Below are 24872 nucleotides of genomic sequence, written 5' to 3' on the forward strand. Positions count from 1 at the left end.
AATCAACGGAGCGGCATCAAAGGCGGACTGGCTTACCGCTGCGGGCGCTTTCGTCCGCCGCCAGGCAGATGCGCAGCGATTGCACCGCGTCGTCCATGTGCCGGGTGAGATCGATGTCGTCGCGGATGGCCTTCAGCATATAGGCCTGTTCCAGATCGCAGAGTTCCTGGTGACCGGGCTCTCCCGCCATCTTCATGTCCTCGTCGGGGCGGATGAACTTTCCGTCCGGCCCAGTTTCGGCGCTGTGCAGCCGGATGACCGAGGTCTTGGTATGGGTGTCGATGTCGTCCGACTTGGCATTAGGGTCCATGACAATGGAAACGGCACCCTTCGGCGACATGACGTCTTTTACGAAAAACGCCGTTTCGGAGATCATTGGGCCCCAGCCCGCCTCGTACCAGCCGAGCGAGCCATCCTCAAACAGAACCTGAAGATGGCCGTAATTGTACATGTCCGGGGCGATCTCCTCGGACATGCGAAGGCCCATGCCGCGCACTTCCACCGCCTTGGCATCGGTGATCTGGCACATGACGTCGACATAATGCACGCCGCAATCGACGATCGGCGGTGTCGTCTGCATCAGCGACTTGTGGGTTTCCCAGGTCGGTCCGGAGGACTGCTGGTTGAGGTTCATGCGGAAGACATAAGGCGGGCCAAGCTTGCGGGCTTCAGCGATCAACCGGATCCAGGACGGGTGATGGCGCAGGATATAGCCGATCACAAGCTTCTTGCCGGCTGCCTTTGCGGCGGCGACGACCCGTTCGGCATCGGCCACCGTGGTTGCCAGCGGCTTTTCCACAAAGACGTCGCAGCCCGCCTCGAACGCGGCGACCGCATAATCTGCATGGCTGTCGGAATAGGTGCAGATGGAGCAAAGGTCCGGCTTCAGCTCGGCGAGCGCCTGCAGGAAATCCGGGTGGATCTTGTATTGGGTGAGTGCCAGATCGAGCTTTGGCACCGAACGGTTGACGAGGCCGACAATCTCGAAACCGGGATTGTTGTGATAGGCGAGCGCATGGCTGCGGCCCATATTGCCAAGCCCGGCAACAAGAACGCGGACGGGTTTGTCGGATGAACTCATTTGACGGCTCCCGCTGTGATGCCGCGGATCAGCTGCCGCGCAAAGATGACGTAGAGGACGAGGATCGGCAGGATGGCAAGCGACAGGGCCGCCAACACGGCATTCCAATTGGTCACGAACTGGCCGATGAAGATCTGGCTGCCCAAAGTCACGGTCTTGGTCGCTTCGGAAGGCGCCAGGATCAGCGGAAACCAAAGGTCGTTCCAGATCGGGATCATCGTGAAGACCGCCACCGTCGCCATGGCCGGCCGGATGAGCGGCAGGACAAGCCGGAAAAAGATCGCATATTCGGACAGCCCGTCGATCCGCCCGGCATTCTTCAGGTCGTCGGAAACCGAGCGCATGAATTCCGACAGGATGAAGATGGCAAGCGGTATCCCCTGCGCCGTGTAAACCAGGATCAGCGCCGTCAACGTGTTGACGAGGCCCGACGCCACCATGCCCTGCAGGATCGCTACCGTGCCGAGCCGGATCGGGATCATGATGCCGATCGCCATGTAAAGGCCCATCAGGGCATTGCCGCGGAAACGGTATTCGGACAGCGCAAAGGCGGCCATGGCGCCGAACAGCAGAACAGCCAGGATCGAGACGATCGTCACCACGAAACTGTTCTGGAAGTAATGGATGAAATCGGCCTGGCCGAGCACGGTCTTGTAGCCGACAAGGCTGAACGTCGATGGCAACGGCACCTGCATGGGCGAGCGAAAGATCGCGTTGCGGTCCTTGAACGAATTGATCACCGTCAGGAAGACCGGAAACACTGCGATCAGCGTATAGCCGATCAAGGCCAGATGCACGAGGCCGGTGCGAACAGGGGAGGTGCGGGCTCGGGTCGACATGGCTCGCGCTCCTTTAGAACTGGTAGCGGCGCATGCGCCGCTGGATGGCGAAGAGATAGAAGGAGACGCCGGCCAGGATGATCAGGAACATCACGGTGGCAATCGTCGCGCCCATGGAACGATCGCCGAGCTGCAGCTGGAAACCGAAGAAGGTACGGTAAAGCAGCGTTCCGAGAATGTCGGTCGACATGTCGGGCCCGGCCAGCGCTCCCTGGACTGTATAAACGAGGTCGAAGGCGTTGAAATTACCGACGAAGGTAAGGATCGAGATGATGCCGATGGCCGGCAGTATGAGCGGCAGCTTGATCTTCCAGAACTGGCTCCAGCCGGTGATGCCGTCCATTTCGGCCGCTTCGATCACCTCGTCGGGTATGCTGAGGAGCGCGGCATAGATCAGCATCATGGGGATGCCGATATACTGCCAGTTGGAGATCAGCGACACGGCGATCAGCGCCGGACCGGACTGGCCGAGCCAGGGCGCGAACAGCCATTTGGTACCGACAAGGCTCATCAACCATGGGGCTACACCCCAGATCGGCGAGAGGATGAGTTTCCAGATGAAGCCGACGATCACGAAGGACAAAAGCGTCGGCAGGAAGATTGCCGTACGGTAGAAGGCGGCGAAGCGCAGCTTGGGCGTTGACAGAAGCGCCGCCAGCGCGACCCCGATCGGGTTCTGGACGCACATGTGGATCGCAAAGAAGATCAGGTTGTTGACGAGCGCATTCCAGAAGTCGTGGGCCCAGCGGGCATCGCCGAACAGCACCTGGTAATTGGCAAGCCCTACAAATGCCGGCGCACCGTCGACGGTGTTGTAGAAGGAAAGCCTCAGGGTCTCGATCAGCGGCAACACCATGATGGCCGAATAAATGATGAAGGCTGGCAGCAGGAACACGCCGATATGCCAGCGCACCGGACGCTTGATGGCTGGCTCATGTGTTGCTGGCAGATCGGTCATCAATGGCTCGCCCTTGGCTTAGTTCTCCCTCGTTTTCCTGTGCTGTCACAGGATCAGCCACGCCAACTTCTTCGCGTGCAGGGAGTGTCTTGCGTCGCGGACGCAATGCTGCTTTGTTCCTGCGCAAATACAGGGATAAGGGGCGCCTAATGCGCCCCTCTTGAACGTCGGTTCACTTAGCCGGCTTGTACCAGCTGTCGAGGCCCTTCTGGAGCTTTTCACCGGCGACCTTCGGCGTATCCGTGCCGTTGATGACATTGGCCGATTCCACCCAGGTCTCGTTTTCGAGGTTGGGCTTGCCCCGCGACAGGATCTGGTAGGTCGAGCGCACGGTCGGCTTGAACGAGTCCCGCCAGGAAACGAATTCCTGGGCCAGCGGATCGGCCATCTTCACTGGCGTCGAATTGAGGCTGAAGAAGCCCGGCAGCGCATTGGCGTAGATGTCCGCAAATTCCGGCGAGGCGACCCAGGCGAGGAACTTCTTGGCTTCTTCCTGATGGGCGCTCTTGGCATTGAGGCCTACGCCGATATCCGGATGGTCGGAAATATAGCCCGTCTCGCCAGCCTTCAGGACCGGCGGCGGGAAGGCGCCCATCTTGAACTGCGCCTGGCTGGTGAAGAGCGCGATTTCCCAGGAGCCGGCCGGATAGATGGCGGCGCGCCCGAGCGTGAAGAGGTTCTGGCTGTCGGAATAGGTCTGGGCTTCGAAACCGTCACCAAGATAGGGCTTCCACTTGGCAAGCTCCTCATAGGGCTTGACCCATTCCGGATCGGTCAGCTTCTGCTTGCCCTCGATCAGCGCCTTGCGGCCTTCCTCGCCCTTCCAGTAGTTCGGGCCGATGTTCTGGTAGCCCATGGTGGCGGCTTCCCAGAGATCCTTGGTGCCCATGGCGAGCGGGATATAGGTGCCGTCGGCCTTGATCTTGTCGAGCGCGGCGTGGAATTGGTCCACCGTCTTCGGCACCGAAATGCCGAGCTTGTCGAAAGCATCCTTGTTATAGATGAAGCCGTGAATAACGGAAGCCATAGGCACGCAGAAGGTCTTTGCGCCATCGTCTGTGGACCAGGCGGCCTTTGCGACGGGCGAGAAGTTGGCCATGCCCGACAGGCTGGTCAGATCCGCAAGCTGCTTCTTGTTGAAGAGCTCGAGTGCCGCATCGAAGGGACGGCAGGTAATAATGTCGCCGGCCGAGCCCGCGTCGAGCTTGGCATTCAGCGAGGCATTATATTCGGTCGGCGCCGTCGGCGAGAAGTTGAGCTTGATGCCGGGGTTCTTCGCTTCGAAGGCCGGGATCAGCTTTTCCTGCCAGATGGCAAGGTCGTCATTGCGCCAGCTCTCGATGGTGAGCGTGACGTCAGCCGCATGCGCCATGCCGGCCGATGCCAGCACGGTGGATGCGAAGAGCATGCCTTTGATTATGCGGGTCATGATGTTCTCCCTCATTGTTAGCGCTTTGCGGCGCGTTTCACGGTCGTTTCCGTCGTGTTCAGTTCCGCCAGTGCTTTCCTCAACACCTGACCAGAACGAATAAGAATATGCCTTGCCGCATCGGCATTGGCAGCGCCGGCGGCGAGCAGTACGGCGATCTTGACCGAATTGTCGGCCGCATGAAGCAGTTGCTGCGCCTCGTCGAAACCGATGCCGGCAATCTCGGCAACCATGCCGGCGGCGCGGAGGCGCAATTTTTCGTTGTCGGGGCGCAGATTGACCATGTGGCCGTCATGGACATGGCCGAGCTTGATGGCAACCAAGGTCGACAGCATGTTGAAAGCGATCTTTTGGGCCGTCCCGGCGCCCATGCGGGTCGAGCCGGCGACAAGCTCCGGCGGCGTCTCGAGCAGGATCGAGACATCGGCCTGCGCAAACAACCGGGCGTCCCTGTTATTGGCCATGGCCACGACCTTAGCACCCCGGGCGCGCGCCACGTCGGCCACCGCCATGGCATAGGGTGTGGAACCGCTGGCGGACACGCAGATGACGCAGTCGTCCCGCTCCAGAACCGCGGCATCCCTTGCGGCAAGCGCAGTGTCGTCTTCGGGAGCGCCTACCATATCGGTCAGGCTCGACACGCCGCCGGCCAGCAGAAGGACGATCTGCTCACGTGGAATGCCATAGGTTCCGGGAAGCTCCAGGGCATCGGCCATGGCCATGAGGCCCGAACTGCCGGCGCCCGCATAAACAAGCTTGCGCCCCTTTGCCAAAGCGGCGGCAACCAGCTCAGCGGCCTCGGCTATGGCCGCGATAGACGGATTGACGACCCTGGCCGCCTCCTGCTGGCCCGACGCCAGAAGCTCAAGGATTGCCGTCGGCTCGAACGTGTCGAGCCCTGCAGCCATCCCATGTCTTGCTTCCGTGGCGTTTCTGCTCATCCGGATCTCCCTCAAGACAAAATGATGCCAAAAAAATACCAATTGTCTAGCAGGAAATTAAGATACGGAAATAATTCGTAAACGCCAGAGCTTTGTCGCCTGCCAAGACCCTTTTAAATCAACGTGTTAGAAACTCACGCTGCCGACTCTAGATTTCCCCCTTGGTAAATGGTATTTTTTTGGTATCATCTCCACCGGAGGTATCCATGACGTCCTATTTCCTTGGTATCGATGGTGGGGGAACCAGCTGCCGCGCAGCGCTGGCCGACAGTGCCGGCAGGATATGCGGCCGCGGCAAAAGCGGCGCCTCCAATATCCTGACCGATCCGGACACCGCGTTGAAGCATATTGCCGAAGCGTCACGGCTCGCCTTTGTGGAAGCTGGGCTGGAGCCGGATCTGGCCTCCGTCTGCGCCGTCCTCGGGCTTGCCGGCAACAATGTCGGCGATGCGGTCAACTATGTGAAGGCGCGGCTGCCATTCGCTAGAGCGGACATTGTTTCGGACGGTGTGATCGCGCTGCAGGGCGCCATCGGTGACGAGGACGGCGCCATCGGCATTGTCGGCACCGGCACCGTCTTCATTGCCCGGCACGAGGGACGGCTTCATTCGGTGGCCGGCTGGGGCTTCCATGTCAGCGATCTCGGCAGCGGTGCGCGGCTCGGCCAGCTCGCCCTGCAGGAATGCCTGCTTGCCTATGACAGCATCCATCCGATGACGGATCTGTCGCGCGCCATCCTCGCCGAATTCGCCGGCGATCCGGAAAATGTCGTCGATTTTGCCCGGCTTGCGAAGCCCGGCGATTTTGGACGCTATACCCCCAAGGTCTTCGAATACGCCGAAAAGGGCGATGCGGCCGCAATCCATATTCTGAAAACCGGTGCCAGGGGCATCGACGAGGCGCTCGATGCGGTGAACACCCTTACCCGCTCCACAGGCCGGCTTTGCCTGCTCGGCGGACTTGCTCCCCTCTACCCGCCCTATCTGGCGGAACGCCACCGGAACCGTTTGTCCCAGCCGATCGCCGATGCCCTGACCGGCGCCGTTGCGCTTGCCGTGCAGACCTATGGCGGCGCTAAGGGCATCCGTGCGGAGGCACGGGCATGAGCCAGATGCTTTCCGCCATCCTGCCGCTCGATGGCCTTCAAGGCGCCGGCACCGGTCCGCTCTACAGGAAGCTGCGCCAGAGCCTTGAAGATGCGATCCGATCGGGAAAGCTTGAGCACGGCGACGCCCTGCCGGCCGAACGCGACCTGGCCGATTATGCCCATGTCAGCCGCGTCACTGTGCGCAAGGCCGTGGATGACCTCGTCAAGGGTGGCCTGCTGAGCCGCCGGCATGGCTCCGGCACCTTCGTGGTCAAGCCGATGTCGCGGGTCGAGCAGCCGCTGACCCGCCTCACCTCGTTTACCGAAGACATGGCAAGGCGCGGACTGATCACCAGGTCGGAATGGCTGGAGCGCGGACTTTTCCATCCTTCTCCCGAAGAAATGATGATGCTCGGCCTTGCCCCAGGCACCAGCGTCGCACGCATCGGCCGGTTGCGCATCGCCAATGACATGCCGCTGGCGATCGAGCGGGCCAGCATTTCGGCGGAATTCCTGCCGGATCCGGCAGCCGTGACCACATCGCTTTATGCCGAACTGGAAAAGAAGAATGCCCGCCCGGTGCGCGCCATCCAGCGGATTTCCGCCTGCAACATGAAGAAGGCGGATGCCGGGCTGCTGGCCGTGCCAATCGGCGCGGCGGGACTGTCGATCGAGCGGGTGTCCTATCTGGCCTCGGGCCGGGTGGTGGAACTGACGCGCTCGCTTTACCGCGGCGACGCCTATGATTTCGTGGCCGAGCTCTCGCTCGGCGAAGGGTAATTTTTCGAGGAAGAGATAAGCATGCAAACCAATATGCGGCGGGAAATCAGCGAGATCCCCGAGGCGGCAGCCCGGCTGCTGGAACGGTCCTCGGCTGATCTGGCGGCCGCGGGGCGGGCGCTTCGCGACAAGGATCCGGCCTTCCTGATCACCATTGCGCGCGGCTCTTCCGACCATGCCGCAACCTTCATCAAATATGCGGTCGAGCTGACGGCGGGGCGCCCGGTCGCCTCGCTCGGCCCATCGCTCGCTTCCATCTACGGCGCCAGGCTGAAGCTTTCAGGCGGAGCCGCGATCGCCATTTCGCAATCTGGCAAGAGCCCCGATATTGTTGCCATGGCGGAGGCGGCAACGGCGGCCGGTGCCGTCACCGTCGCGCTCACCAACACCCTGCCCTCGCCGATCGCCAGCGCATCGTCCCATGCGATCGACATCAATGCAGGACCCGAGCTTGCGGTCGCCGCGACGAAGTCCTTCGTCAACTCGATCGTCGCAGGCCTTGCCCTCTTGTCCGAATGGGTCGGCGACGAGGCGTTGAAGAGCGCACTGCACAGCCTGCCCTCACATCTGGAAAAGGCCGTCCAGCTCGACTGGAGCGAGCTTGCGCAGGAGCTGGGCGACGTGGATTCTCTCTACATGCTGGGCCGCGGGCCTGCTCTGGCAATTGCCAGCGAGGCCGCGCTGAAGTTCAAGGAAACCTCGAACATGCATGCGGAAGCTTATTCGGCGGCGGAAGTGCTGCACGGACCCGTCGCATTGGTCGAGAAGCGGTTTCCCGTGGTCACCTTTGCCGCTCGCGACGCGGCGGAAGCCTCGGCAGCCGAAATCGCCGATAGCTTAGCGGGCAAGGGAGCGCTGGCCTTTGCAACCTCCGACAAGGTGCAGGCGGCGCGTAGATTGCCTTTTGTGGGGACCGGTCACCCTCTCACCGATGCGCTGGCTTTGATCCTGCCCTTCTATGGCTTTGTGGAAGCATGGTCGCGCGCCAAGGGCTTCAATCCGGATGCGCCTGTTGCGCTGAAGAAGGTCACCGAGACGCTATGACTTTTCGCAAGGCCGTTACCGGCGCCCGCATATTCGACAGCATGGTCTGGCACGATAATGCGGCGCTCGTTCTTTCGCAGGGCAAGATCGAGAGGATCATGCCGATCGCCGATCTGCCGCCGGATATTGAGATCGTCCGTGCGGGCGGCGGCCTGGTCGCGCCCGGCTTCATCGACCTGCAGGTCAATGGCGGCGGCGGCGTGCTTCTGAACGAGGCGCCGACGGTTGCAGGCATTGCCCGGATCTGCCAGGCGCATGCGCAATTCGGCACGACCGGCCTGCTGCCGACGCTGATCACCGATACGCCGGAGATCACTGCCGCTGCGATCGAGGCGGGCAAGCAGGCCAAGGATCAGGGCGTGCCGGGCTTTCTCGGCCTGCATCTGGAAGGGCCCCATCTTTCCGTCGGCCGCAAGGGCGCTCACGACCCGCGACTGATCCGCCCGATGGAAGAGAAGGATATCGAGCTTATCCTGTCCTGCCGGGGTCGTTTCGATGCCCTGATGACCACGATTGCCCCGGAAAACGTGTCGCTCGTACAGGTGGCAAGGCTTGCGGGAGCCGGCTTCATCGTCAGCATCGGCCATACGGACAGCAGCTACGCGACAGCGCACGCCTATGCGCAGGCCGGCGCTCGCACCGTCACCCACCTCTTCAATGCAATGAGCCCGCTCGCCCATCGCGAGCCGGGTCTCGTCGGCGCGGCTCTCGATATCGGCACGCTTCACGTCGGCATCATCGCGGATGGCATCCATGTCCATCCGGCCGCCATGGGTGTCGCTTTGCGCGGCAAGAACGGGCCGGCCAAGATCTTCATCGTCACCGATGCCATGTCGCCGATCGGCACCGATCTCACCAGCTTTACCCTGAACGCCCGCGAAATCCTGCGCCGCGACGGTCGCCTCACGCTTGCCGACGGAACCTTGGCCGGCGCCGATATCGATATGGCTGCATCGGTCCGCTTCGTGCATGAGGCGCTCGGCCTGCCGGTCGAGGAAGCCTTGCGCATGGCCTCGGCCTATCCGGCGCAGGCCGCCCGGCTCCACCATCGCAAGGGCGCACTGAAGCCAGGCTACGATGCAGATTTTATTCTTCTGTCGGAGGATCTGCACGTGAATGCGACCTGGATCGGCGGCAATCTCGCCTATGATTCTTAGCTGGCTACCAAAAATGCAACCGTCACCTTCAACCCTTTGCCGCCGGAGCCTTCCGATAAGGTGACGGCGGCACCGTGCAGGCGGGCGATCTCCTCGACAATCGGCAGACCGAGCCCGGTGCCGGACAGATCGCTGCGGCCACCCCGCTCGAAGCGCCTCAGCACGGCGGCGCGCTTGTCCGTTGCGATGCCTGGGCCGTCGTCCTCGACTTCAAGCACTGCCGACTGATCGACCCTCCTCACCCTGACGGTGATTTCGGCACCGCTGCCGGCATAAAGCAGGGCATTGTTGATGAGGTTCTTCAGAAGCTCGACGATCAGCAGCGGTTCAGCCAGCACGGACAACTCGCCATCACCCTCGAAACCCAGATCCAGGCCGGCTTCGGAAGCCTGCGGCACATGGTCGGCTGTTGCCGAACGGGCCAGTCCGACGAGATCGACCGGCTGCATGGAAGCGGCCCGGGTTGCGGCGTCGATCTTCGCCATCAGCAGAAGCTGGGCGAGCAGGCGTTCCGCATCGCCGACGGCCTCATCCGCCTTGCGAGCGGCTGCCCTCGCTTGATCGAGCGTCACCGCACGGTCCGCCAGCGCCAGCTGGGTGCGGATGATGGCGAGCGGCGTGCGCAGCTGATGGCTGGCATTGCCGGTAAAGTGGCGCAGCGCCTCGAGCGCGCCCTCGAGCCGCACCATGAAGGAATTGACCGTGTCGACCAGGCCCTGCACCTCGCTCGGCACCCGCTGGCGGATCGGGTGGAGATCATCCGGACTGCGCTCGGCGATCGCCTCGCTGAAACGGTAGAGCGGCCGCAGCGACAGCGTCACCGCCACCCAGACAATCACGGCCGCCCCGGCAATCATGAAGAGCAGCCTGAGCGCCGAGCGGATCAGGATCGTTCGGGTCAGTTGCTGGCGGGCAATGGTGGTTTCGGCAACGGTCACGGTAAAGGGAACCGACCGGATGCCGGTCGAAGCGGAACGGGCAAGCGACGCCACCCGGATCGGCTCGCCGCGAAAGGCTGCGTTTTCGAAGGCGGCCGCCTGTCCCTCGCGCCTCGGGATCGAGGGCAGGTTCTGGTAGCCGGTGATAAAGGTGCCGGGCGGTCCGTCGACCCGGTAAAAAACCCGGTCCTGCGCCGCCGAGGTCAGCATTTCGAGCGCGACATAGGGGATGTCGACCTCCAGCGAGCCGTTTTCGGCAACGATCACCCGTTCGGCAATGGCCAGCGCCGAGCCGGCCAGCACCCGGTCGGAGACCTCGTTTGCTGTATCCACCGCTTCGTCCCAGGTGTCGGCCATGGCGATCGTGCCGATCACCGCTGTCGCGATCAGCAGCCAGGCAAGCAGCCTGCGGCGCAGCGAATAGACCCCTGCCGGCGTCATTCGGCCGCCGCCCCGCGTTCGAGATAATAACCTATGCCACGGGCCGTCTTGACCGTCAGCCCGTGCGGCGCGAGCCGGCGCCGCAATCGGCTGACATATTGCTCGATCGCATTGGCCGACAGATCCTCGTCGAAACCGGTCAGTGAGCGAATGATGGCATCCTTGGAAACCACCTTGCCGGCCCGCAGGAACAGGAGTTCGAGCAGGGCCACTTCGCGGGCCGGAAGATCGAGCGGCACGCCCTCGCTGGCAAAGGCCCGCGATGTCAGATCAAAGGTGATGCCGCCATAGGTGACGATGGAACTGCGCAAGCCGGCATGGCGGCGAAGCAGGACGCGGATGCGCGCCTCGAATTCCGGCACGTCGAAGGGCTTGATCATGTAGTCGTCGGCACCGAGATCGAGCCCCTTGACCCGCTCTTCCGGCGCGCCCCGGGCAGTTAGGATCATCACCGCCGCCCCGTTCTGCCGCGCCCGCATGGCGCGCAGCACGTCCAGCCCGTCCATTTCCGGCAGGTTGAGATCGAGGATGACCAGATCATAGGCCTCCGCTGCGGCTGCCGCTTCGGCGGACAGGCCGTCGGCGACGAGGTCGACGACATAGCCGCTCCCACGCAGGATCGCCGCCAGCCCTTCGGCCAGCGCGCGATTGTCCTCCACCAGAAGAATGCGCACCCGATCATGTCCCCGTTGCGGCCCCGTTTTACAGGCAAGCGTCCCGGAAGTCACGGATGGGCTGGGGCTATGGTTACGGGGCGCGGCCGATATAATCCATCTTGCCGACCGGCACGCCCTTGTGGCGCAGGATGGCGTAGGCGGTCGTCACGTGGAAATAGAAGTTGGGCAGGGCGAAGCCGAGGACATAGGTCTTGCCGGTAAAGGTGGTCGATCCGCTGCGGGTCTTGACGACCACTTCCGCTTCCTCGCGGCCGCTCATGCTGGCCGGATCGACGGCCTTCAGGAAGGCCACCGTCTTTTCGATGCGGGCATGCAGGTCGGCAAAGCTTGCCTCCTCGTCCGCCATCGGCAGGTTTTCGATCTGGCCAACCCGGACAGGCACGAATTTGGCGCTGTCGCTGGCCCGCTGGATCTGGCCGGTCAGCGGCAGCATATCCTCGTAAAGGCGGGCCTGAAGCAGGTCTTCATGGGCCATGCCTTTTTCGTCGGCGAAGGCTTCGCCTTTCCTGAGGATCTCGCTCAGATTGTCGAGGGCACGGAGGAAGGCGGGAACGGTGACGTCATGCAGGGAAAGCGACATGGAGGAAACCTCTTGTGCAGCGAGCACCGGACCTCCGGCGCCAAGGCGGAGCAGAGGTAAGGACAGCCGCGACCAAAACAAGCCGGCTGCAACGGCGGTCCTGCCGACGTGGCAGGAATGTCACGTCGTTGCGGTGCTTGTCGCTGGAAGCCGGCTCAGGCATTGTTTGCCGATGAAACCGATCGCCTTCGCCTTGCTGGCCGCCCTTGTCCTTCCCACCGCGGCCTGGGCCGAAACCACCCTGTTTGCGCCTGTCTCCGGCCGCAGCGACGCGCCGGTCCTGACTGTTTACTCCTCGCTGGACGAGCCGCTTGCCAAGCCGATGATCGCCGGCTTCCAGGCCGCCAACCCGGATGTGGCGGTCCGCTACGAGGAAATGCTGACAGGCGAGATCTTCGACCGGATCGTGCAGGAAACCGACCACGGCGGCAAAACCGCGGATTTTGCTTTCTCCTCGGCCATGGACCTGCAGGTAAAGCTTGCCAATGACGGCTATGCCCAGCGGAGCGACTTGCCGATGAGCACCGCCTGGCCGGTCTGGGCCAACTGGCGCAATACGGCTTATGCCCTGACATTCGAGCCGGCCGTCTTCGTCTACCACAAGCCGAGCTTCAAGACTTCGCCGCCGCCGTCCACGCGGGCCGAACTGGTCGACTTCCTGCAGCGCCGCGGCGATGCGGTCTACGGGCGGATCGGCACCTATGACATCGAGCGCTCCGGCGTCGGCTTCCTCTTCATGTCTCGGGACCAGGAGCAGTTCGGCGATATCTGGTCGGTCATCCGCGCCATGGGCGCCGGCGGCGTCAAGCTTTACTCGACCAGCCAGGCGATCCTCGAACGCGTTGCCGACGGCCGCTTCCTGCTCGGCTACAATATCCTCGGCTCCTATGCGGCCGACTGGGCCTCCCGCCACCCGGATGTCGGCATCCTGCTGCCCAAGGACTATACCGTCGTCATGTCGCGCATCGGGCTGGTGCCGCAGGCGGCGGCGGCGCCGGATCTCGGCAAGCGCTATCTGCAGTTCTTCATGTCGAAGGAAGGCCAGACGATCATGGCGCGCGAGCTGCAGATCCCCGCCGTCAGCCCGGAAGTGGCAGGCGACAATACGGCGACGACGATGCGCGAAATGCTCGGGGGACAATTGAAGCCGGTTCCGGTCAGCCTCGGCCTGATGGTTTATCTCGACCAGGTCAAGCGGGCGCGGCTGATCTCCCGCTGGAACGACGAGCTGAGGCTGCGATGACCATAAAATCGGTTGCAAGTGGCAATCTGCTGCTGTCAGAATGGGATGTCGCGGAAAATGTCAGCTAAATGTCAGGTTGATATGCTGGCTTAGGCCATTCGGTACCGTGGAGGCGGGACCCGATCAACGACGGGAGGCTGCCACAGCGGTGATCGCTGCCGGCCTTCCTTCGTTCAGCTCATAACAGCCGCGTCCGCAGTGACGCCAACGGAGGAATACCCCTTGAAACACTTTATTCTTGCTTCCATTCTGGCTGGCGCGATGGCGCTGCCGGCCTATGCCGCCGATTACTCGATCATGGCGCCGGCCGCTCCCGGCGGCGGCTGGGACCAGACTGCCCGCTCGCTGCAGACCGCCCTGCAGAAAGAAAAGATTTCCAACCGCGTGCAGGTGATGAACGTCCCCGGCGCCGGCGGCACGATCGGTATCGCCCAGTTCGCCAGCCAGCAGAAGGGCAATCCGAACGCTCTGATGGTCGGCGGCTATGTCATGGTCGGCGCGATCCTCACCAACAAGTCGCCAGTGACCTTGAAGGACGTCACGCCGATTGCCCGCCTGACCGGCGAATATGAAGCCATCGTCGTGCCGGCCTCGTCCGAGATTAAGACGATCGGCGATCTTGTCGCCAAGCTGAAGGAAAATCCGGGCGCCGTGTCCTGGGGCGGCGGCTCCGCCGGCGGTACCGACCACATCGCCACCGGCCTGATCGCCAAGGCTGCCGGCGTCGATCCGACCAAGATCAACTACATCGCCTTTTCGGGCGGCGGCGAAGCACTGGCCGCCATTCTCGGCAGCCAGGTCACGGCCGGCATCTCCTCCTTTGGCGAATTCGAGTCGCAGATCAAGGCCGGCTCGCTGCGCCTGCTGGCAGTCTCTTCCGAACAGCGCATCCAGGGCGTCGATGCACCGACGCTGAAGGAATCCAAGCTGGATGTGGTAATCCAGAACTGGCGCATGGTGGCCGCGGCTCCGGGCATTTCGGCCGAACAGAAGGCAGCGATCCTGGCCGACTTCGAGAAGCTCGAAAAGTCCGCAACCTGGCAGGAAACCATGAAGACCAAGGGCTGGGCCGATACGTACCTCGCCGGTCCTGCCTTCGAAGAGCAACTTGCCAAGGACATCGCGTCCACAGAAACCATTCTTAAGGACATCGGACTCGTCAAATGAGCCTCGACAAGACACCATCGACAAGCATGCAGCGCCGCCCTGATTGGGCGGCGCTTGTTATTGCAGCCATTCTCCTCGTCCTCGCCGGCGTCATTCTTTTCGATGTGTCGCGTCTGCGCGATCTCGGCGGCTATTCCCAGGTCGGTCCCGCAACCGTTCCCGGCTGGATCGCCTATGGACTGATCGGCCTGGCGATCTGGACGGTCGTCGCCGCCTTCCGCGGCGATTTCCCGGTTCGCGAAAAGCAGGAAGTGAAGCCGGTCGTCTGGATCGTGGCGGGCCTTGCGGCCCAGATGCTGCTCATCCGCCCGCTTGGCTTTTCGATCGCCACCGGCATCCTGTTCGGCCTGACCGCGGCGGGCTTCGGCGCCCGTAGGCTGTGGATCAGCATCCCGATCGCGATCGTCATCTGTCTTGCCATCTGGTGGGTATTCTCGGTCGTTCTTTCGCTTTCGCTTCCCGCCGGCCCGCTGGAAAACCTCCTCCAGTGACACGCCCCAGAGAGTAAGATCATGAGCACATTTCAATTCCTTCTCGAGGGGCTTGCGGCAGCCATGCTGCCGATGAACCTCCTTTATGCGCTGGTCGGCGTGACGCTCGGCACCATGGTTGGGGTTCTGCCCGGCATCGGACCGGCGACCACGGTCGCGCTTCTGCTGCCGGTCACCTACCAGCTCGACGCCACCGGCTCGCTGATCATGTTCGCTGGCATTTATTACGGCGGCATGTATGGCGGCTCGACCACGTCGATCCTGCTCAATACGCCCGGCGAAAGCGCCTCGATCGTCACCGCGCTCGAGGGCAACAAGATGGCCCGCGCCGGCCGCGGCGGCCCAGCGCTTGCCACCGCCGCCATCGGCTCCTTTGTCGCAGGCCTGATCGCCACCCTGGCGCTCGCCTTCGTCGCGCCCTTCATCGTCAAGATCGCCCTCGTCTTCGGGCCGCGCGAATATTTCGCGCTGATGGTTCTGGCTTTCATCACCGTGTCCTCGGCCTTTGGGGATTCCACCCTGCGCGGCCTGACCTCGCTGTTCATCGGTCTTGCCCTGTCACTCGTCGGCATCGACCAGCTGACCGGCCAGAACCGCCTGTCCTTCGGCGTCCCGGACCTTCTCGACGGTATCGAGGTCACGACCATGGCGGTTGCCATGTTCGCGATTGGCGAGACCCTCTATATTGCTGCACAGGGTGCGACCGCTCCCGACAAGATCGAGGCGGTCAAGGGCTCCGTCTGGATGACCGGCCAGGACTGGGCGCGCTCCTGGAAAGCCTGGCTGCGCGGCACCCTGATCGGCTTCCCGATCGGCGCCATGCCGGCCGGCGGTGCGGAAATCGGCACCTTCCTCTCCTATGCGACCGAGAAGAAGCTCAGCAAGCACCCGGAAGAATTCGGCAAGGGCGCCATCGAGGGCGTCGCCGGCCCGGAAGCCGCCAACAATGCCTCGGCCGCCGGCACGCTTGTGCCGCTCCTGACGCTCGGCCTGCCGACGTCCGCGACCGCCGCCATTATGCTGGCCGGCTTCCAGCAATATGGTCTGCAACCGGGACCGCTGCTGTTTGCTACCAATCCGCAGCTCGTCTGGGGACTGATCGCCTCGCTTCTGATCGCCAACCTCATGCTGCTCGTGCTCAACCTGCCGCTGGTCGGCCTTTGGGTGCGTCTGCTGACCATCCCCAAGCCCTGGCTCTATGCCGGCATCCTGCTGTTTGCGACGCTCGGCACGATCGGCGCCAATCCTTCCGTCTTCGAGCTCGGCATGCTGCTGCTCTTCGGCCTCATCGCCTATGGGATGCGGGTTTTCGGCTACCCGATCGCGCCCGTGATCGTCGGGCTGATCCTCGGGCCGCTGGCGGAACAGCAGTTGCGGCGCGCGCTGGCCATCAGCCAGGGCGATGTGACGGTGCTCTTCACCTCGCCGATCGCGGCCGGGCTTCTGATCGTGGCGGCGCTCGCCCTGATCGTCCCGCTGATCCTGCGCGCCCGCGGCCGCGGCGACGTGCTGAACCAGATGGCGGCCAGCGAGGATTGATCTCCTCCTGACCCTGGAACGCAAAGCCCGGCTTCGGCCGGGCTTTTCTTTTTGCAGCTTATTCCCGAGGTCTACTGGCCGAAGACCGACCAGCCGGTGCGGTCAGCGAGCATTTCCAGCGCGAGCGATCCGATCAGCGAATTGCCGTTGTGATTGAGGCCCGGGGACCAGACCGCCACCGATGCCTTGCCCGGTGCGACGGCCAGGATTCCGCCGCCGACGCCGCTCTTGCCCGGCAGGCCGACGCGGTAGGCGAAATCGCCGGATCCGTCGTAATGGCCGCAGGTCAGCATCAGCGCATTGATCCGCCGCGCCCGCTGGCTCGGCACGACCCTGTGGCCGGTCAGCGGGTTCTTGCCCGCAGCCGCAAGAAAGAGGCCTGAATGGGCCAGCTGCGTGCAGGTCATGGCGAGCGCGCAGTGGTGGAAATAAACGCCGAGCACGTGCTCGACCGGATGATCCAGCTTGCCGAAAGACGCCATGAAATTGGCAAGCGCGAAATTGCGGTATCCCGTCGCCTGCTCGGATTTCGCCACTTCCGGATCGATGGCGATCGTTTCGTCATCAGCCAGATAGCGCACGAAGCGGACGATCTCGCCGATCGCCTCGCGCGGCGTGTGACCGGCGAGAACCAGATCGCTGACGGCGATGGCACCGGCATTGATGAAGGGGTTGCGCGGCTTGCCTTCCTCGTGTTCGAGCTGAACGATGGAATTGAAGGCCGAGCCGGAGGGCTCGCGGCCGACCCGGTTCCAGGTCGTTTCGCCATGCTTGCCGAGCGCCAGCGTCAGCGTGAAGACCTTGGAAATGCTCTGGATCGAAAAGGGAATGTCCGCGTCGCCGGCCTTATGCACCTCACCATCGACGGTCACGATCGCCATGCCGAACTTCTTCGGGTCGACATGGGCGAGCTGCGGGATATAGTCCGCCACCTTTCCCTCGCCGCGCCTGGGCTTCAGCTTGGAATAGATCTCGTCGACGATCTTCTGCAGGTCCGGCATGTCATCCCCTTGTTGTTCCGGGCGAATTACATCATTCCCGAGCGGCCGGGGAAAGCCGAAAAGCATGAAGGGACGCCACTAAAGCGACGCTGCGGCGCGGGCGGCCTGATCGTAATGCCCCGACAGGGCGCGCAGCCGGGCCGCCATGGCCGACAGGGTGTCGGCCGAGACTTCGGTGGCCAGCACGGACTTAACCAGCAAAGCTTCGCGCACGGAAGCATAGCGGGTGCAGGCCTGCGTGCCGGCATCGGTGACCATCACCAGCTTTTCCTTGCCGCGCCGGCCGGACTTGATCAGCTTCAGGCGCTCCAGCTTCTTCAGCGCGTAATTGACCACATGGGTATCCTCGATATTGAGGACCAGCGCGATGTCGGCCAGTGTCTTGGGCTTGTTGCGGCTGTTGATATTGTGCAGCACGAGGATGTCGATCGGCGACAGGTCCGGCACGCCGGCTGCCGACATGCAGCGCACCATCCAGCGGCTGAAGGCGTGGTTCAGCATGATCATGCCGAATTCGATTTCGGACAGCGCCGGAAGCGCGCCGGTGGCCAGGTGGCCGGAAGATACGATCGGACCGAAATCATCCACGTCGGGCATTGATCATCTCCTCCTCCGCCGCAAGTCACAGGCGCCGCCGCAGATTGCCGGCGGCGCCTATCAATCACATCTTCTTATAGGCGTCCACGATGGCGACGCCATCCGTACCGGCCTTTTTCGACCAGTCCTCGGTCAGCTTGGCGCCGATTTCCGACAGGCCCTTCTTGAGCTCGTCGCTCGGGGCGACCACGGTCATGCCGTTCTTCTTCAGCGTTTCCATGTAGCTCGCGGTCTTCTCCGCGCCGAGCGCCCAGCCTCGCGTTTCCGCCGCGACGGCCGCATCGGTAACGGCCTTCTGGACGGCCGGATCGAGAGCTGCAAACGCTGCCTTGTTGACGAAGACGACGTTCTTCGGAATCCAGGCCTGAGTGTCGTAGTAGTGGTTGAGGGATTCCCAGATCTTCGAATCCACGCCGGTGGCGCTCGAGGTCATCAGGCCGTCGACGACGCCCGTCGCGAGCGCCTGCGGCAGTTCGGCCGCCTGGACGGTCACCGGCTGGGCACCGACCAGATCGGCGATGCGCGACGTGCCGACATTGTAGGCGCGCCATTTCAGGCCCTTCAGGTCGGCAACGCTGTTGACGTCTCTCTTGGTGAAGATGCCCTGCGGCGGCCAGGGCGTCGTGTAGAGAAGCTTCAGGCCCTGCTTGTCGAGCGCCTGTTCGATTGCCGGCTTGGAAGCTTCCCACAGCTTCTTCGACTGCTCGAAGCTAGTGGCGAGGAAGGGCACGACGTCGAGACCGAAGACGGGATTCTCGTTCTCATGCAGCGACAGCAGCACTTCGCCCGCCTGCGCCTGGCCGGTCTGAACGGCGCGCTTGATGTCCGGCGCCTTGAACAGCGAGGCATTGGGATGAACGGTGATCTTCAGTTCGCCCTTGGTGGCCGTATCGACGTCCTTGGCGAACTGGTTGAGGTTTTCGACATGATAGTTGGCCGGCGGATAGGCCGATGGCAGGACCCATTGGGCTGCGAGCGACGGTGCGGTGGTGGCGAGCAGCACGGCTGCGGCAAGTCCCCATTGGGCAAATCTGGAAGTCGTCATGGTCATGTTCATTCCCCTTTTGTTGACGTTAACCCGGAAATGCCATTCGCGGCAGGATCATCACGATGTCCGGGAAAACCGTGATGATGGCGACTGTCGCCACGAGCAGGAAGAAGAAAGGAAGCGAAGCGCGGGCCACCGTCAAGCTGTCGCGTCCGCTCATGGTCTGCAGCACAAAGAGGTTGAAGCCGACCGGCGGAGAAACTTCGGCCATTTCGACAATCAGCACCAGAAAGATGCCGAACCAGACAAGGTCGAAACCGGCCTGCTGGATCATCGGAAGAACCACGACCGTGGTCAGCACGATCATCGACAGGCCGTCCAATGCCGCGCCGAGCAGGATATACATGACGGTCAGCACGGCGATCAGCGCATAGGGGCTGAGGTTGAAGCTGTCGACCCAGGCGGCAAGCGCATTCGGAATGCCCGTATAGCCCATGGCGATCGACATGAAGCCGGCGCCGGTCAGGATCAGCATGATCATGCAGGTGAGACGGGTGGCCCCCATGACGCTATCCCAGAAAGCCTTTGCCGTCAGGGTCCGCGACCAGGCGGCGATGCCGAGCGAGCCCAGCACGCCCCAGGCGGCGCATTCGGTCGCCGTCGCCCAGCCGAGGATCAGGGTGGCGAAGACGAGGACGATCAGCAGCGTCACCGGAATGAGGTTGGCCGATTCCTTGAGCTTCTCCCTGAAGCTCATCTTCGGCGGTGCCGGCGGCTGCTTGTCGGGGTTGAGCAGCGACCAGACGATAATATAGCCCGAATAAAGCACCATGACGATCAGGCTCGGCAAGAAGCCGGCGAGGAAGATCTGGATGATCGAGACATTGGCAGCAACCGCATAGACGACCATGGTGATCGACGGCGGGATGAGGATGCCGAGCGTGCCGGCGCCGGCAAGCGAGCCGAGGCTGACCATTTCGTCATAGCCGCGCTTCTTCAGTTCCGGCAGGGCGATCTTGGCGATCATCGCCGTGGTCGCCGCCGAAGAGCCGGAAATCGAGCCGAACAGGCCGCAACCCAGCACATTCACATGCATCAACCGTCCCGGCAGCCAGCCGAGCCATGGCGCAAGCCCGCGGAACATTTCCTCCGACAGCCTGGTGCGGAACAGGATCTCTCCCATCCAGACGAACAGCGGCAGGGCCGCCAGCGACCAGGAAGCACCATTGCTCCAGGAATTGGTGGCGAGCACCGCGCCGACCGGAATGCCCGGCACGAACAGCATAGCGATCCAGCCGCAGATCAAGAGGGCAATGCCGATCCAGACGCCGGCGGTTAGAAGCGCCAACAAAGCGACGAGGACGACGCCCGCGATTTCAACGAGTTCAAGCGTACCCATAACATCAAGCTCCGCTCTGGATGGCGCGTTCTATGGCTTCTTCGGCCGTTTCCGGCGCCGGCTTTTCGTAGCGCGGCAGGCCGCCGAACAGCACATGCGCAAGCTCGTCGACAAAGGCGATGGCGAGGATGATCAGTCCGCCGGAAAAGCCGAGCTGCGGGATCCACAGCGGCATGGCGATGACACCCTGGGCCAGATCGTTGAACTGGTAGGAGGTGCGCGTCATGTCGAAAGCAAACCAGGCGAAGTAGATGGCCGCCGCCGTGCCCGTTACGAGTGCGGCGATCTCGATCAACTGCCGCGGCCGCCCGTGAATGCGCTCGACCAGAAGGCCGACGCGGATCATTTCGCCGGAGCGGAATGTATGCGCAAGGCCGAGAAAGGCCGAGGCGGCCATGGCCCAGGAGGCGAAATCGTCGCCGGCGGGAACGTCGATGCCGAGCGGCCGGCCCGCCGACAAGGCGAGCATGATGACGAAGATCGCCACCAGGAAAAGCCCGGCAAGATAACCGGATGCCAGGTAGAGCCCATCCAGCCCCTTGCGGAGCCATTCCGGAAATATGCTGTGGCGCGGATCAGTGGTGGACATGCATTGCCCCTCCCTGGACGAAACGGAATTCGCTCATGTGGCTTCCCCTCGGTTGCCGGTGCGGGCCAAGCTCTTGGCGGCTTCATTGCCCGTTCTGTAGGCATGATGCAGCAAGAGGCATTTTCCTGTCAATCAATCATTGACGTTTTATCGACGAAATGTTTTCGTTAGGGCAATCGAACAGTTGAGGGCGGATCATGGCACTTGGAAAATGGGACTTCTGGATTGATCGCGGCGGCACCTTCACCGACATCGTCGGGCGTCGGGCGGATGGCACGCTGGTGGCCCACAAGGTGCTTTCGGAAAATCCGGAAGCCTATCGGGACGCGGCGGTGCAAGGCATCCGCGAACTTCTGGGGCTTGCTGCCGGCGAGCCTATTCCTTCGGGCGCCATCGGCGCGGTCAAGATGGGCACCACGGTTGCCACCAATGCGCTGTTGGAGCGCAAGGGCGAGCAGACCCTGCTGGTGACCACGCGCGGCTTCCGTGACGCCCTGGCGATCGGCTATCAGGCCCGTGCCGACATTTTTGCCAAGAAGATCGTCAAGCCCGAACTGCTCTACAGCGCCGTTATCGAGGTCGACGAACGCGTTCGCGCCGATGGTACGATCGAAGCTGTGCCGGACGAAGGCGCCATCCGTGCAGACCTGCAGGCGCAGTTCCATGCCGGTTATCGCGCCGTCGCTATCGTCTTCATGCATGCCTATCGTTACCCGGCTCACGAACAGCTGGTCGCGCGCATTGCCCGGGAAATCGGATATGCCCAGGTCTCCGTCAGCCACGAGGTTTCGCCGCTGATCAAGCTGGTCGGGCGCGGCGATACGACCGTGGTCGACGCCTATCTGTCGCCGATCCTGCGCCGCTATGTGGAGCAGGTTGCGGGCGAACTGGGCGCCGACACCGATGCCGAGGATGGTCCTCAGTTGATGTTCATGCAGTCTTCCGGCGGATTGACGGCGGCGCGGCTGTTCCAGGGCAAGGATGCCATCCTGTCCGGTCCGGCGGGCGGCGTCGTCGGCGCGGTGGAAACATCGCGACTGGCCGGCTTCGAGAAGATGGTCGGCTTCGACATGGGCGGCACGTCCACCGACGTCTCCCATTACGACGGCGAACTGGAGCGCTCCTTCGAAACGGAAGTGGCGGGCGTACGCATGCGCGCGCCGATGATGTCGATCCATACGGTTGCGGCCGGCGGCGGCTCGATCCTGCATTTCGAAAACGGCCGCTTCCGCGTCGGTCCCGATTCGGCCGGCGCCAATCCGGGGCCGAAAGCCTATCGCCGCGGCGGGCCGCTCACGGTCACCGATGCCAATGTCATGCTCGGCAAGCTGTCGCCGGAACTTTTCCCGAAGATCTTCGGGCCGAACCGCGATCAGCCGCTTGATGCGGATGCCGTTCGCGTCGCCTTCGAGGATATGGCCAGGACGATCGGCGACGGCCGCACGCCGGAAGAAGTGGCCGACGGCTTCCTCGCCATCGCCGTGGAAAACATGGCGAATGCGGTGAAGAAGATCAGCGTTCAGCGCGGCTATGACGTCACCCATTACGTGCTGACCTGTTTCGGCGGCGCCGGCGGCCAACATGCCTGCCTGACTGCCGATGCGCTCGGCATTTCCACCGTGCTCATCCATCCCTTTTCCGGCATCCTGTCGGCCTATGGCATGGGGCTGGCCGATATCCGTGCCTCCCGCCAGCGCACCGTCTCAGTGCCGCTGTCCGCCGCGCTGGACGGCCTTGCACCGGTTCGCGACGAACTGACGGCGAGCGTTCTGGACGAAATGGCGTCGCAGGGCGTTGCAGGCAGCGACACAGACGTGCTGCATCGGGCCCATCTACGCTATCATGGCACGGACACGACATTGTCCGTAACCGTGAGCGATGCTGCCGAAATGACCGCGGCCTTCGAGGCCGCCCACAAGAAGCAGTTCGGCTTCATCTTCGAAAACCGCGACATCATCTTCGAGGCCTATGAGGTCGAGGCGATCGGCGGCGGCGCGGATTCTTCGGAGCCGGAATTCGAGCTTGCGGCCGACGCGCCGACTGCGGCCGAGGAAGCCAGGTTCTTTTCGGGCGGTGCATGGCGCCAAGCGCCGGTCTACCGTCGCGCCGGCATCCAGCCGGGTGCGCGCGCCAATGGCCCCTGCCTGATCGTCGAACCGCACCAGACGATCGTCGTCGAAGACGGCTGGGCTTTCGAGATCACCAGGCTCGATCATGTCGTCCTGAAGCGGATGACCGCGCTTTCGCGCGCCAGGCCGATCGGCACACAAGCCGATCCGGTGCTTCTGGAAGTGTTCAACAACCTGTTCATGTCGATCGCCGAGCAGATGGGCGTGACGCTGCAGAACACCGCCTCTTCAGTCAACATCAAGGAGCGGCTCGACTTTTCCTGCGCCGTCTTCGACGAGAACGGCGCGCTGGTTGCCAATGCGCCGCATATGCCGGTGCATCTCGGCTCCATGGACCGCTCGGTCGAAAGCGTCATCGCCCAGAACCAGGGCAGGATCCGCCCCGGCGACGTGTTCGCGCTCAACGCACCCTATAATGGCGGCACCCATCTGCCGGATATCACGGTCGTCACGCCTGTTTTTGACGACAAGGGCGAGAGCATTCTCTTCTATGTCGCCTCGCGCGGCCACCATGCGGATGTCGGCGGCACCGCACCCGGCTCGATGACGCCGCTGGCGACGACTGTGGACGAGGAAGGCGTGCTGTTCGACAACGTCCTGCTAGTCGATCGCGGCCGCTTCGACGAAGACGGGATCACCCGGCTTCTCTCCGACCACCCCTACCCGGCTCGCAATGTCGCCCAGAATGTCGCGGACCTGCGCGCCCAGATCGCCGCCAATGAAAAGGGCGTCCACGAAATGCGCAAGATGATCGCGCAGTTCGGGCTTCCCGTGGTGCAGGCCTATATGGGTTATGTCCAGGACAATGCGGAGGAAAGCGTTCGCCGCGTCGTCGAGAAGCTGGACGATTGCGAATATGCCTACCCGACCGATCAGGGCAGCGTCATCAAGGTGAAGATCACTGTCGACAAGGCCCGGCGCGAGGCAACCGTCGATTTCACCGGCACCAGCGAGCAGAAAAAGAACAATTTCAACGCGCCGGAACCGGTGACCCGCGCCGCCGTGCTGTATGTCTTCCGGGTCATGGTGGAAAGCTCGATCCCGATGAATGCCGGCTGCCTGAAGCCGATCCGCATCATCGTGCCGGAAGGCTCGATGCTGAAGCCGCAATATCCGGCGGCTGTCGTCGCCGGCAATGTCGAAACCTCGCAGCATGTCACCAATGCGCTGTTCGGCGCACTCGGCGCCATTGCCGCAAGCCAGGGCACAATGAACAATCTCACCTTCGGCAATGCCACCTACCAGTATTACGAGACGCTGTGCTCTGGCTCGCCCGCCGGCACCTATAACGACGGCACCGGCTTTGCCGGCACGGATGCGGTGCACGTGCATATGACGAATTCGCGGCTCACAGATCCGGAAATCCTGGAAACCCGCTATCCGGTGCTGCTCGAGGATTTCCGTATCCGCGAAAATTCCGGCGGCCAGGGCAGGTTTGCGGCCGGCAGCGGCACCAAACGGACCATCCGTTTCCTCGAAACCATGGACTGCGCCATCCTGTCCTCGCATCGCACCATCCGGCCGCAGGGCCTTGCCGGCGGAGGCGAGGGTGAACTCGGCTCCACCTTCGTGCGGCGCCTCGACGGCACGGTCGACGAACTGGGCGGCTGCGCCCAGACACGTCTCGAGGCCGGCGAAAGCGTCACCGTCGTGACGCCGACGGCGGGAGGGTACGGGAAGGCCTGAACAGCTGTGCTGGCATCGGACAAGAATCCGCTGGCTGCCCTTGTGACGACTCAGAGCCGGGATTAACGTCCCGGTTCTCGTCATCACCTCC

22 protein-coding genes are annotated in these 24872 nt (G+C 63.0%); 9 read left to right on the forward strand and 13 right to left on the reverse strand.

All coding sequences use genetic code 11. From position 1 onward, the window contains the following. Positions 1–16: 16 nt before the first annotated feature. From E2F50_RS15380 to E2F50_RS15400, 5 genes are all read right to left on the reverse strand, one after another. Entirely contained in the window at positions 17–1081 is a 1065-nt protein-coding gene (locus tag E2F50_RS15380) for a Gfo/Idh/MocA family protein (RefSeq protein ID WP_133317026.1), read from the reverse strand. Then, complete coding sequence (locus E2F50_RS15385) at positions 1078–1920, reverse strand: carbohydrate ABC transporter permease (RefSeq protein WP_133317027.1); 843 nt, start codon at positions 1918–1920, stop codon at positions 1078–1080. Before E2F50_RS15385 ends, E2F50_RS15380 begins: the two co-directional genes overlap by 4 nt. Before the next feature lie 13 nt (positions 1921–1933). Then, a complete protein-coding gene (locus tag E2F50_RS15390) occupies positions 1934–2878 on the reverse strand; it encodes a carbohydrate ABC transporter permease (RefSeq protein WP_133317028.1) in 945 nt (314 codons plus the stop codon). A gap of 172 nt (positions 2879–3050) precedes the next feature. Beyond that, entirely contained in the window at positions 3051–4307 is a 1257-nt protein-coding gene (locus E2F50_RS15395) for an ABC transporter substrate-binding protein (protein WP_133317029.1), read from the reverse strand. Between the two features lie 17 nt (positions 4308–4324). Then, on the reverse strand, positions 4325–5248 hold the full coding sequence (locus E2F50_RS15400; RefSeq protein WP_133317030.1) for an N-acetylmuramic acid 6-phosphate etherase: 924 nt from the start codon (positions 5246–5248) through the stop codon (positions 4325–4327). A gap of 206 nt (positions 5249–5454) precedes the next feature. On the opposite strand from E2F50_RS15400, the gene E2F50_RS15405 reads away from it, so the two are divergent. Genes E2F50_RS15405 through nagA form a run of 4 tightly spaced genes read left to right on the forward strand, consistent with a single transcriptional unit; the run spans position 5455 to position 9316 of the window. Beyond that, a complete protein-coding gene (locus E2F50_RS15405) occupies positions 5455–6354 on the forward strand; it encodes a glucosamine kinase nucleotide-binding domain-containing protein (RefSeq protein ID WP_133317031.1) in 900 nt (299 codons plus the stop codon). Continuing rightward, positions 6351–7115 carry a GntR family transcriptional regulator gene (locus E2F50_RS15410; RefSeq protein WP_133317032.1) on the forward strand — a complete coding sequence of 255 codons (765 nt, stop codon included), beginning with the start codon at positions 6351–6353 and terminating at the stop codon, positions 7113–7115. Before E2F50_RS15405 ends, E2F50_RS15410 begins: the two co-directional genes overlap by 4 nt. Before the next feature lie 21 nt (positions 7116–7136). Then, entirely contained in the window at positions 7137–8159 is a 1023-nt protein-coding gene (locus E2F50_RS15415) for an SIS domain-containing protein (protein ID WP_133317033.1), read from the forward strand. Beyond that, the gene (gene nagA, locus E2F50_RS15420; RefSeq protein ID WP_133317034.1) at positions 8156–9316 is read left to right on the forward strand and encodes an N-acetylglucosamine-6-phosphate deacetylase; all 1161 of its coding nucleotides are present in this window, start codon (positions 8156–8158) and stop codon (positions 9314–9316) included. The genes E2F50_RS15415 and nagA overlap by 4 nt, the downstream gene beginning before the upstream one ends. On the opposite strand, the gene E2F50_RS15425 is transcribed toward nagA, so the two are convergent. The 3 genes from E2F50_RS15425 to E2F50_RS15435 form a co-directional block, all read right to left on the reverse strand. After that, complete coding sequence (locus tag E2F50_RS15425; protein WP_133317035.1) at positions 9313–10695, reverse strand: sensor histidine kinase; 1383 nt, start codon at positions 10693–10695, stop codon at positions 9313–9315. The genes nagA and E2F50_RS15425 overlap by 4 nt on opposite strands. After that, entirely contained in the window at positions 10692–11369 is a 678-nt protein-coding gene (locus E2F50_RS15430; protein ID WP_133317036.1) for a response regulator, read from the reverse strand. The genes E2F50_RS15425 and E2F50_RS15430 overlap by 4 nt, the downstream gene beginning before the upstream one ends. Positions 11370–11442: 73 nt before the next feature. Next, positions 11443–11979 (reverse strand): DUF1993 domain-containing protein, encoded by a 537-nt coding sequence (locus E2F50_RS15435; RefSeq protein ID WP_342635734.1) that lies wholly within the window; start codon positions 11977–11979, stop codon positions 11443–11445. Positions 11980–12124: 145 nt separating this feature from the next. On the opposite strand from E2F50_RS15435, the gene E2F50_RS15440 reads away from it, so the two are divergent. From E2F50_RS15440 to E2F50_RS15455, 4 genes are all read left to right on the forward strand, one after another. Continuing rightward, positions 12125–13195, forward strand: a complete 1071-nt coding sequence (locus E2F50_RS15440; RefSeq protein ID WP_133317037.1) for an ABC transporter substrate-binding protein — start codon at positions 12125–12127, stop codon at positions 13193–13195. Positions 13196–13417: 222 nt separating this feature from the next. Continuing rightward, entirely contained in the window at positions 13418–14362 is a 945-nt protein-coding gene (locus E2F50_RS15445) for a Bug family tripartite tricarboxylate transporter substrate binding protein (protein WP_133317038.1), read from the forward strand. Further along, entirely contained in the window at positions 14359–14853 is a 495-nt protein-coding gene (locus E2F50_RS15450; RefSeq protein WP_133317039.1) for a tripartite tricarboxylate transporter TctB family protein, read from the forward strand. The genes E2F50_RS15445 and E2F50_RS15450 overlap by 4 nt, the downstream gene beginning before the upstream one ends. 21 nt (positions 14854–14874) lie before the next feature. Further along, positions 14875–16392, forward strand: a complete 1518-nt coding sequence (locus E2F50_RS15455; RefSeq protein ID WP_133317040.1) for a tripartite tricarboxylate transporter permease — start codon at positions 14875–14877, stop codon at positions 16390–16392. A gap of 71 nt (positions 16393–16463) precedes the next feature. Here the strand turns inward: E2F50_RS15455 and E2F50_RS15460 are convergent, their stop codons facing one another. The 5 genes from E2F50_RS15460 to E2F50_RS15480 all read right to left on the reverse strand — a co-directional run bounded on the left by E2F50_RS15460 (position 16464) and on the right by E2F50_RS15480 (position 20966). Beyond that, positions 16464–17393, reverse strand: a complete 930-nt coding sequence (locus tag E2F50_RS15460; protein ID WP_133317041.1) for a glutaminase — start codon at positions 17391–17393, stop codon at positions 16464–16466. Between the two features lie 78 nt (positions 17394–17471). Beyond that, complete coding sequence (locus E2F50_RS15465; RefSeq protein ID WP_133317042.1) at positions 17472–17990, reverse strand: winged helix DNA-binding protein; 519 nt, start codon at positions 17988–17990, stop codon at positions 17472–17474. 64 nt (positions 17991–18054) lie between these two features. Continuing rightward, complete coding sequence (locus E2F50_RS15470; protein ID WP_245515424.1) at positions 18055–19041, reverse strand: TRAP transporter substrate-binding protein; 987 nt, start codon at positions 19039–19041, stop codon at positions 18055–18057. Positions 19042–19063: 22 nt separating this feature from the next. Beyond that, a complete protein-coding gene (locus E2F50_RS15475) occupies positions 19064–20377 on the reverse strand; it encodes a TRAP transporter large permease (RefSeq protein ID WP_133317043.1) in 1314 nt (437 codons plus the stop codon). A gap of 4 nt (positions 20378–20381) precedes the next feature. Beyond that, positions 20382–20966: a TRAP transporter small permease gene (locus E2F50_RS15480; RefSeq protein WP_133317044.1), complete on the reverse strand. Its 585-nt coding sequence runs from the start codon at positions 20964–20966 to the stop codon at positions 20382–20384. Between the two features lie 197 nt (positions 20967–21163). Here E2F50_RS15480 and E2F50_RS15485 point away from each other — a divergent pair, with 197 nt between their 5' ends. Continuing rightward, complete coding sequence (locus E2F50_RS15485; RefSeq protein ID WP_133317045.1) at positions 21164–24781, forward strand: hydantoinase B/oxoprolinase family protein; 3618 nt, start codon at positions 21164–21166, stop codon at positions 24779–24781. Positions 24782–24872 lie beyond the last annotated feature (91 nt).

Source organism: Rhizobium deserti, assembly GCF_004358025.1.
GTDB classification, from domain to species: Bacteria; Pseudomonadota; Alphaproteobacteria; order Rhizobiales; family Rhizobiaceae; genus Neorhizobium; species Neorhizobium deserti.

What these genes read in the sequence shown, in the direction of transcription:
- E2F50_RS15380 (WP_133317026.1), bottom strand. Translation starts at nt 1,081, where the DNA reads ATGAGTTCATCCGACAAACCCGTCCGCGTTCTTGTTGCCGGGCTTGGC.
- E2F50_RS15385 (WP_133317027.1), bottom strand. Translation starts at nt 1,920, where the DNA reads ATGTCGACCCGAGCCCGCACCTCCCCTGTTCGCACCGGCCTCGTGCAT.
- E2F50_RS15390 (WP_133317028.1), bottom strand. Translation starts at nt 2,878, where the DNA reads ATGACCGATCTGCCAGCAACACATGAGCCAGCCATCAAGCGTCCGGTG.
- E2F50_RS15395 (WP_133317029.1), bottom strand. Translation starts at nt 4,307, where the DNA reads ATGACCCGCATAATCAAAGGCATGCTCTTCGCATCCACCGTGCTGGCA.
- E2F50_RS15400 (WP_133317030.1), bottom strand. Translation starts at nt 5,248, where the DNA reads ATGAGCAGAAACGCCACGGAAGCAAGACATGGGATGGCTGCAGGGCTC.
- E2F50_RS15405 (WP_133317031.1), top strand. Translation starts at nt 5,455, where the DNA reads ATGACGTCCTATTTCCTTGGTATCGATGGTGGGGGAACCAGCTGCCGC.
- E2F50_RS15410 (WP_133317032.1), top strand. Translation starts at nt 6,351, where the DNA reads ATGAGCCAGATGCTTTCCGCCATCCTGCCGCTCGATGGCCTTCAAGGC.
- E2F50_RS15415 (WP_133317033.1), top strand. Translation starts at nt 7,137, where the DNA reads ATGCAAACCAATATGCGGCGGGAAATCAGCGAGATCCCCGAGGCGGCA.
- nagA (WP_133317034.1), top strand. Translation starts at nt 8,156, where the DNA reads ATGACTTTTCGCAAGGCCGTTACCGGCGCCCGCATATTCGACAGCATG.
- E2F50_RS15425 (WP_133317035.1), bottom strand. Translation starts at nt 10,695, where the DNA reads ATGACGCCGGCAGGGGTCTATTCGCTGCGCCGCAGGCTGCTTGCCTGG.
- E2F50_RS15440 (WP_133317037.1), top strand. Translation starts at nt 12,125, where the DNA reads ATGAAACCGATCGCCTTCGCCTTGCTGGCCGCCCTTGTCCTTCCCACC.
- E2F50_RS15450 (WP_133317039.1), top strand. Translation starts at nt 14,359, where the DNA reads ATGAGCCTCGACAAGACACCATCGACAAGCATGCAGCGCCGCCCTGAT.
- E2F50_RS15455 (WP_133317040.1), top strand. Translation starts at nt 14,875, where the DNA reads ATGAGCACATTTCAATTCCTTCTCGAGGGGCTTGCGGCAGCCATGCTG.
- E2F50_RS15460 (WP_133317041.1), bottom strand. Translation starts at nt 17,393, where the DNA reads ATGCCGGACCTGCAGAAGATCGTCGACGAGATCTATTCCAAGCTGAAG.
- E2F50_RS15465 (WP_133317042.1), bottom strand. Translation starts at nt 17,990, where the DNA reads ATGCCCGACGTGGATGATTTCGGTCCGATCGTATCTTCCGGCCACCTG.
- E2F50_RS15470 (WP_245515424.1), bottom strand. Translation starts at nt 19,041, where the DNA reads ATGACCATGACGACTTCCAGATTTGCCCAATGGGGACTTGCCGCAGCC.
- E2F50_RS15475 (WP_133317043.1), bottom strand. Translation starts at nt 20,377, where the DNA reads ATGGGTACGCTTGAACTCGTTGAAATCGCGGGCGTCGTCCTCGTCGCT.
- E2F50_RS15480 (WP_133317044.1), bottom strand. Translation starts at nt 20,966, where the DNA reads ATGTCCACCACTGATCCGCGCCACAGCATATTTCCGGAATGGCTCCGC.
- E2F50_RS15485 (WP_133317045.1), top strand. Translation starts at nt 21,164, where the DNA reads ATGGCACTTGGAAAATGGGACTTCTGGATTGATCGCGGCGGCACCTTC.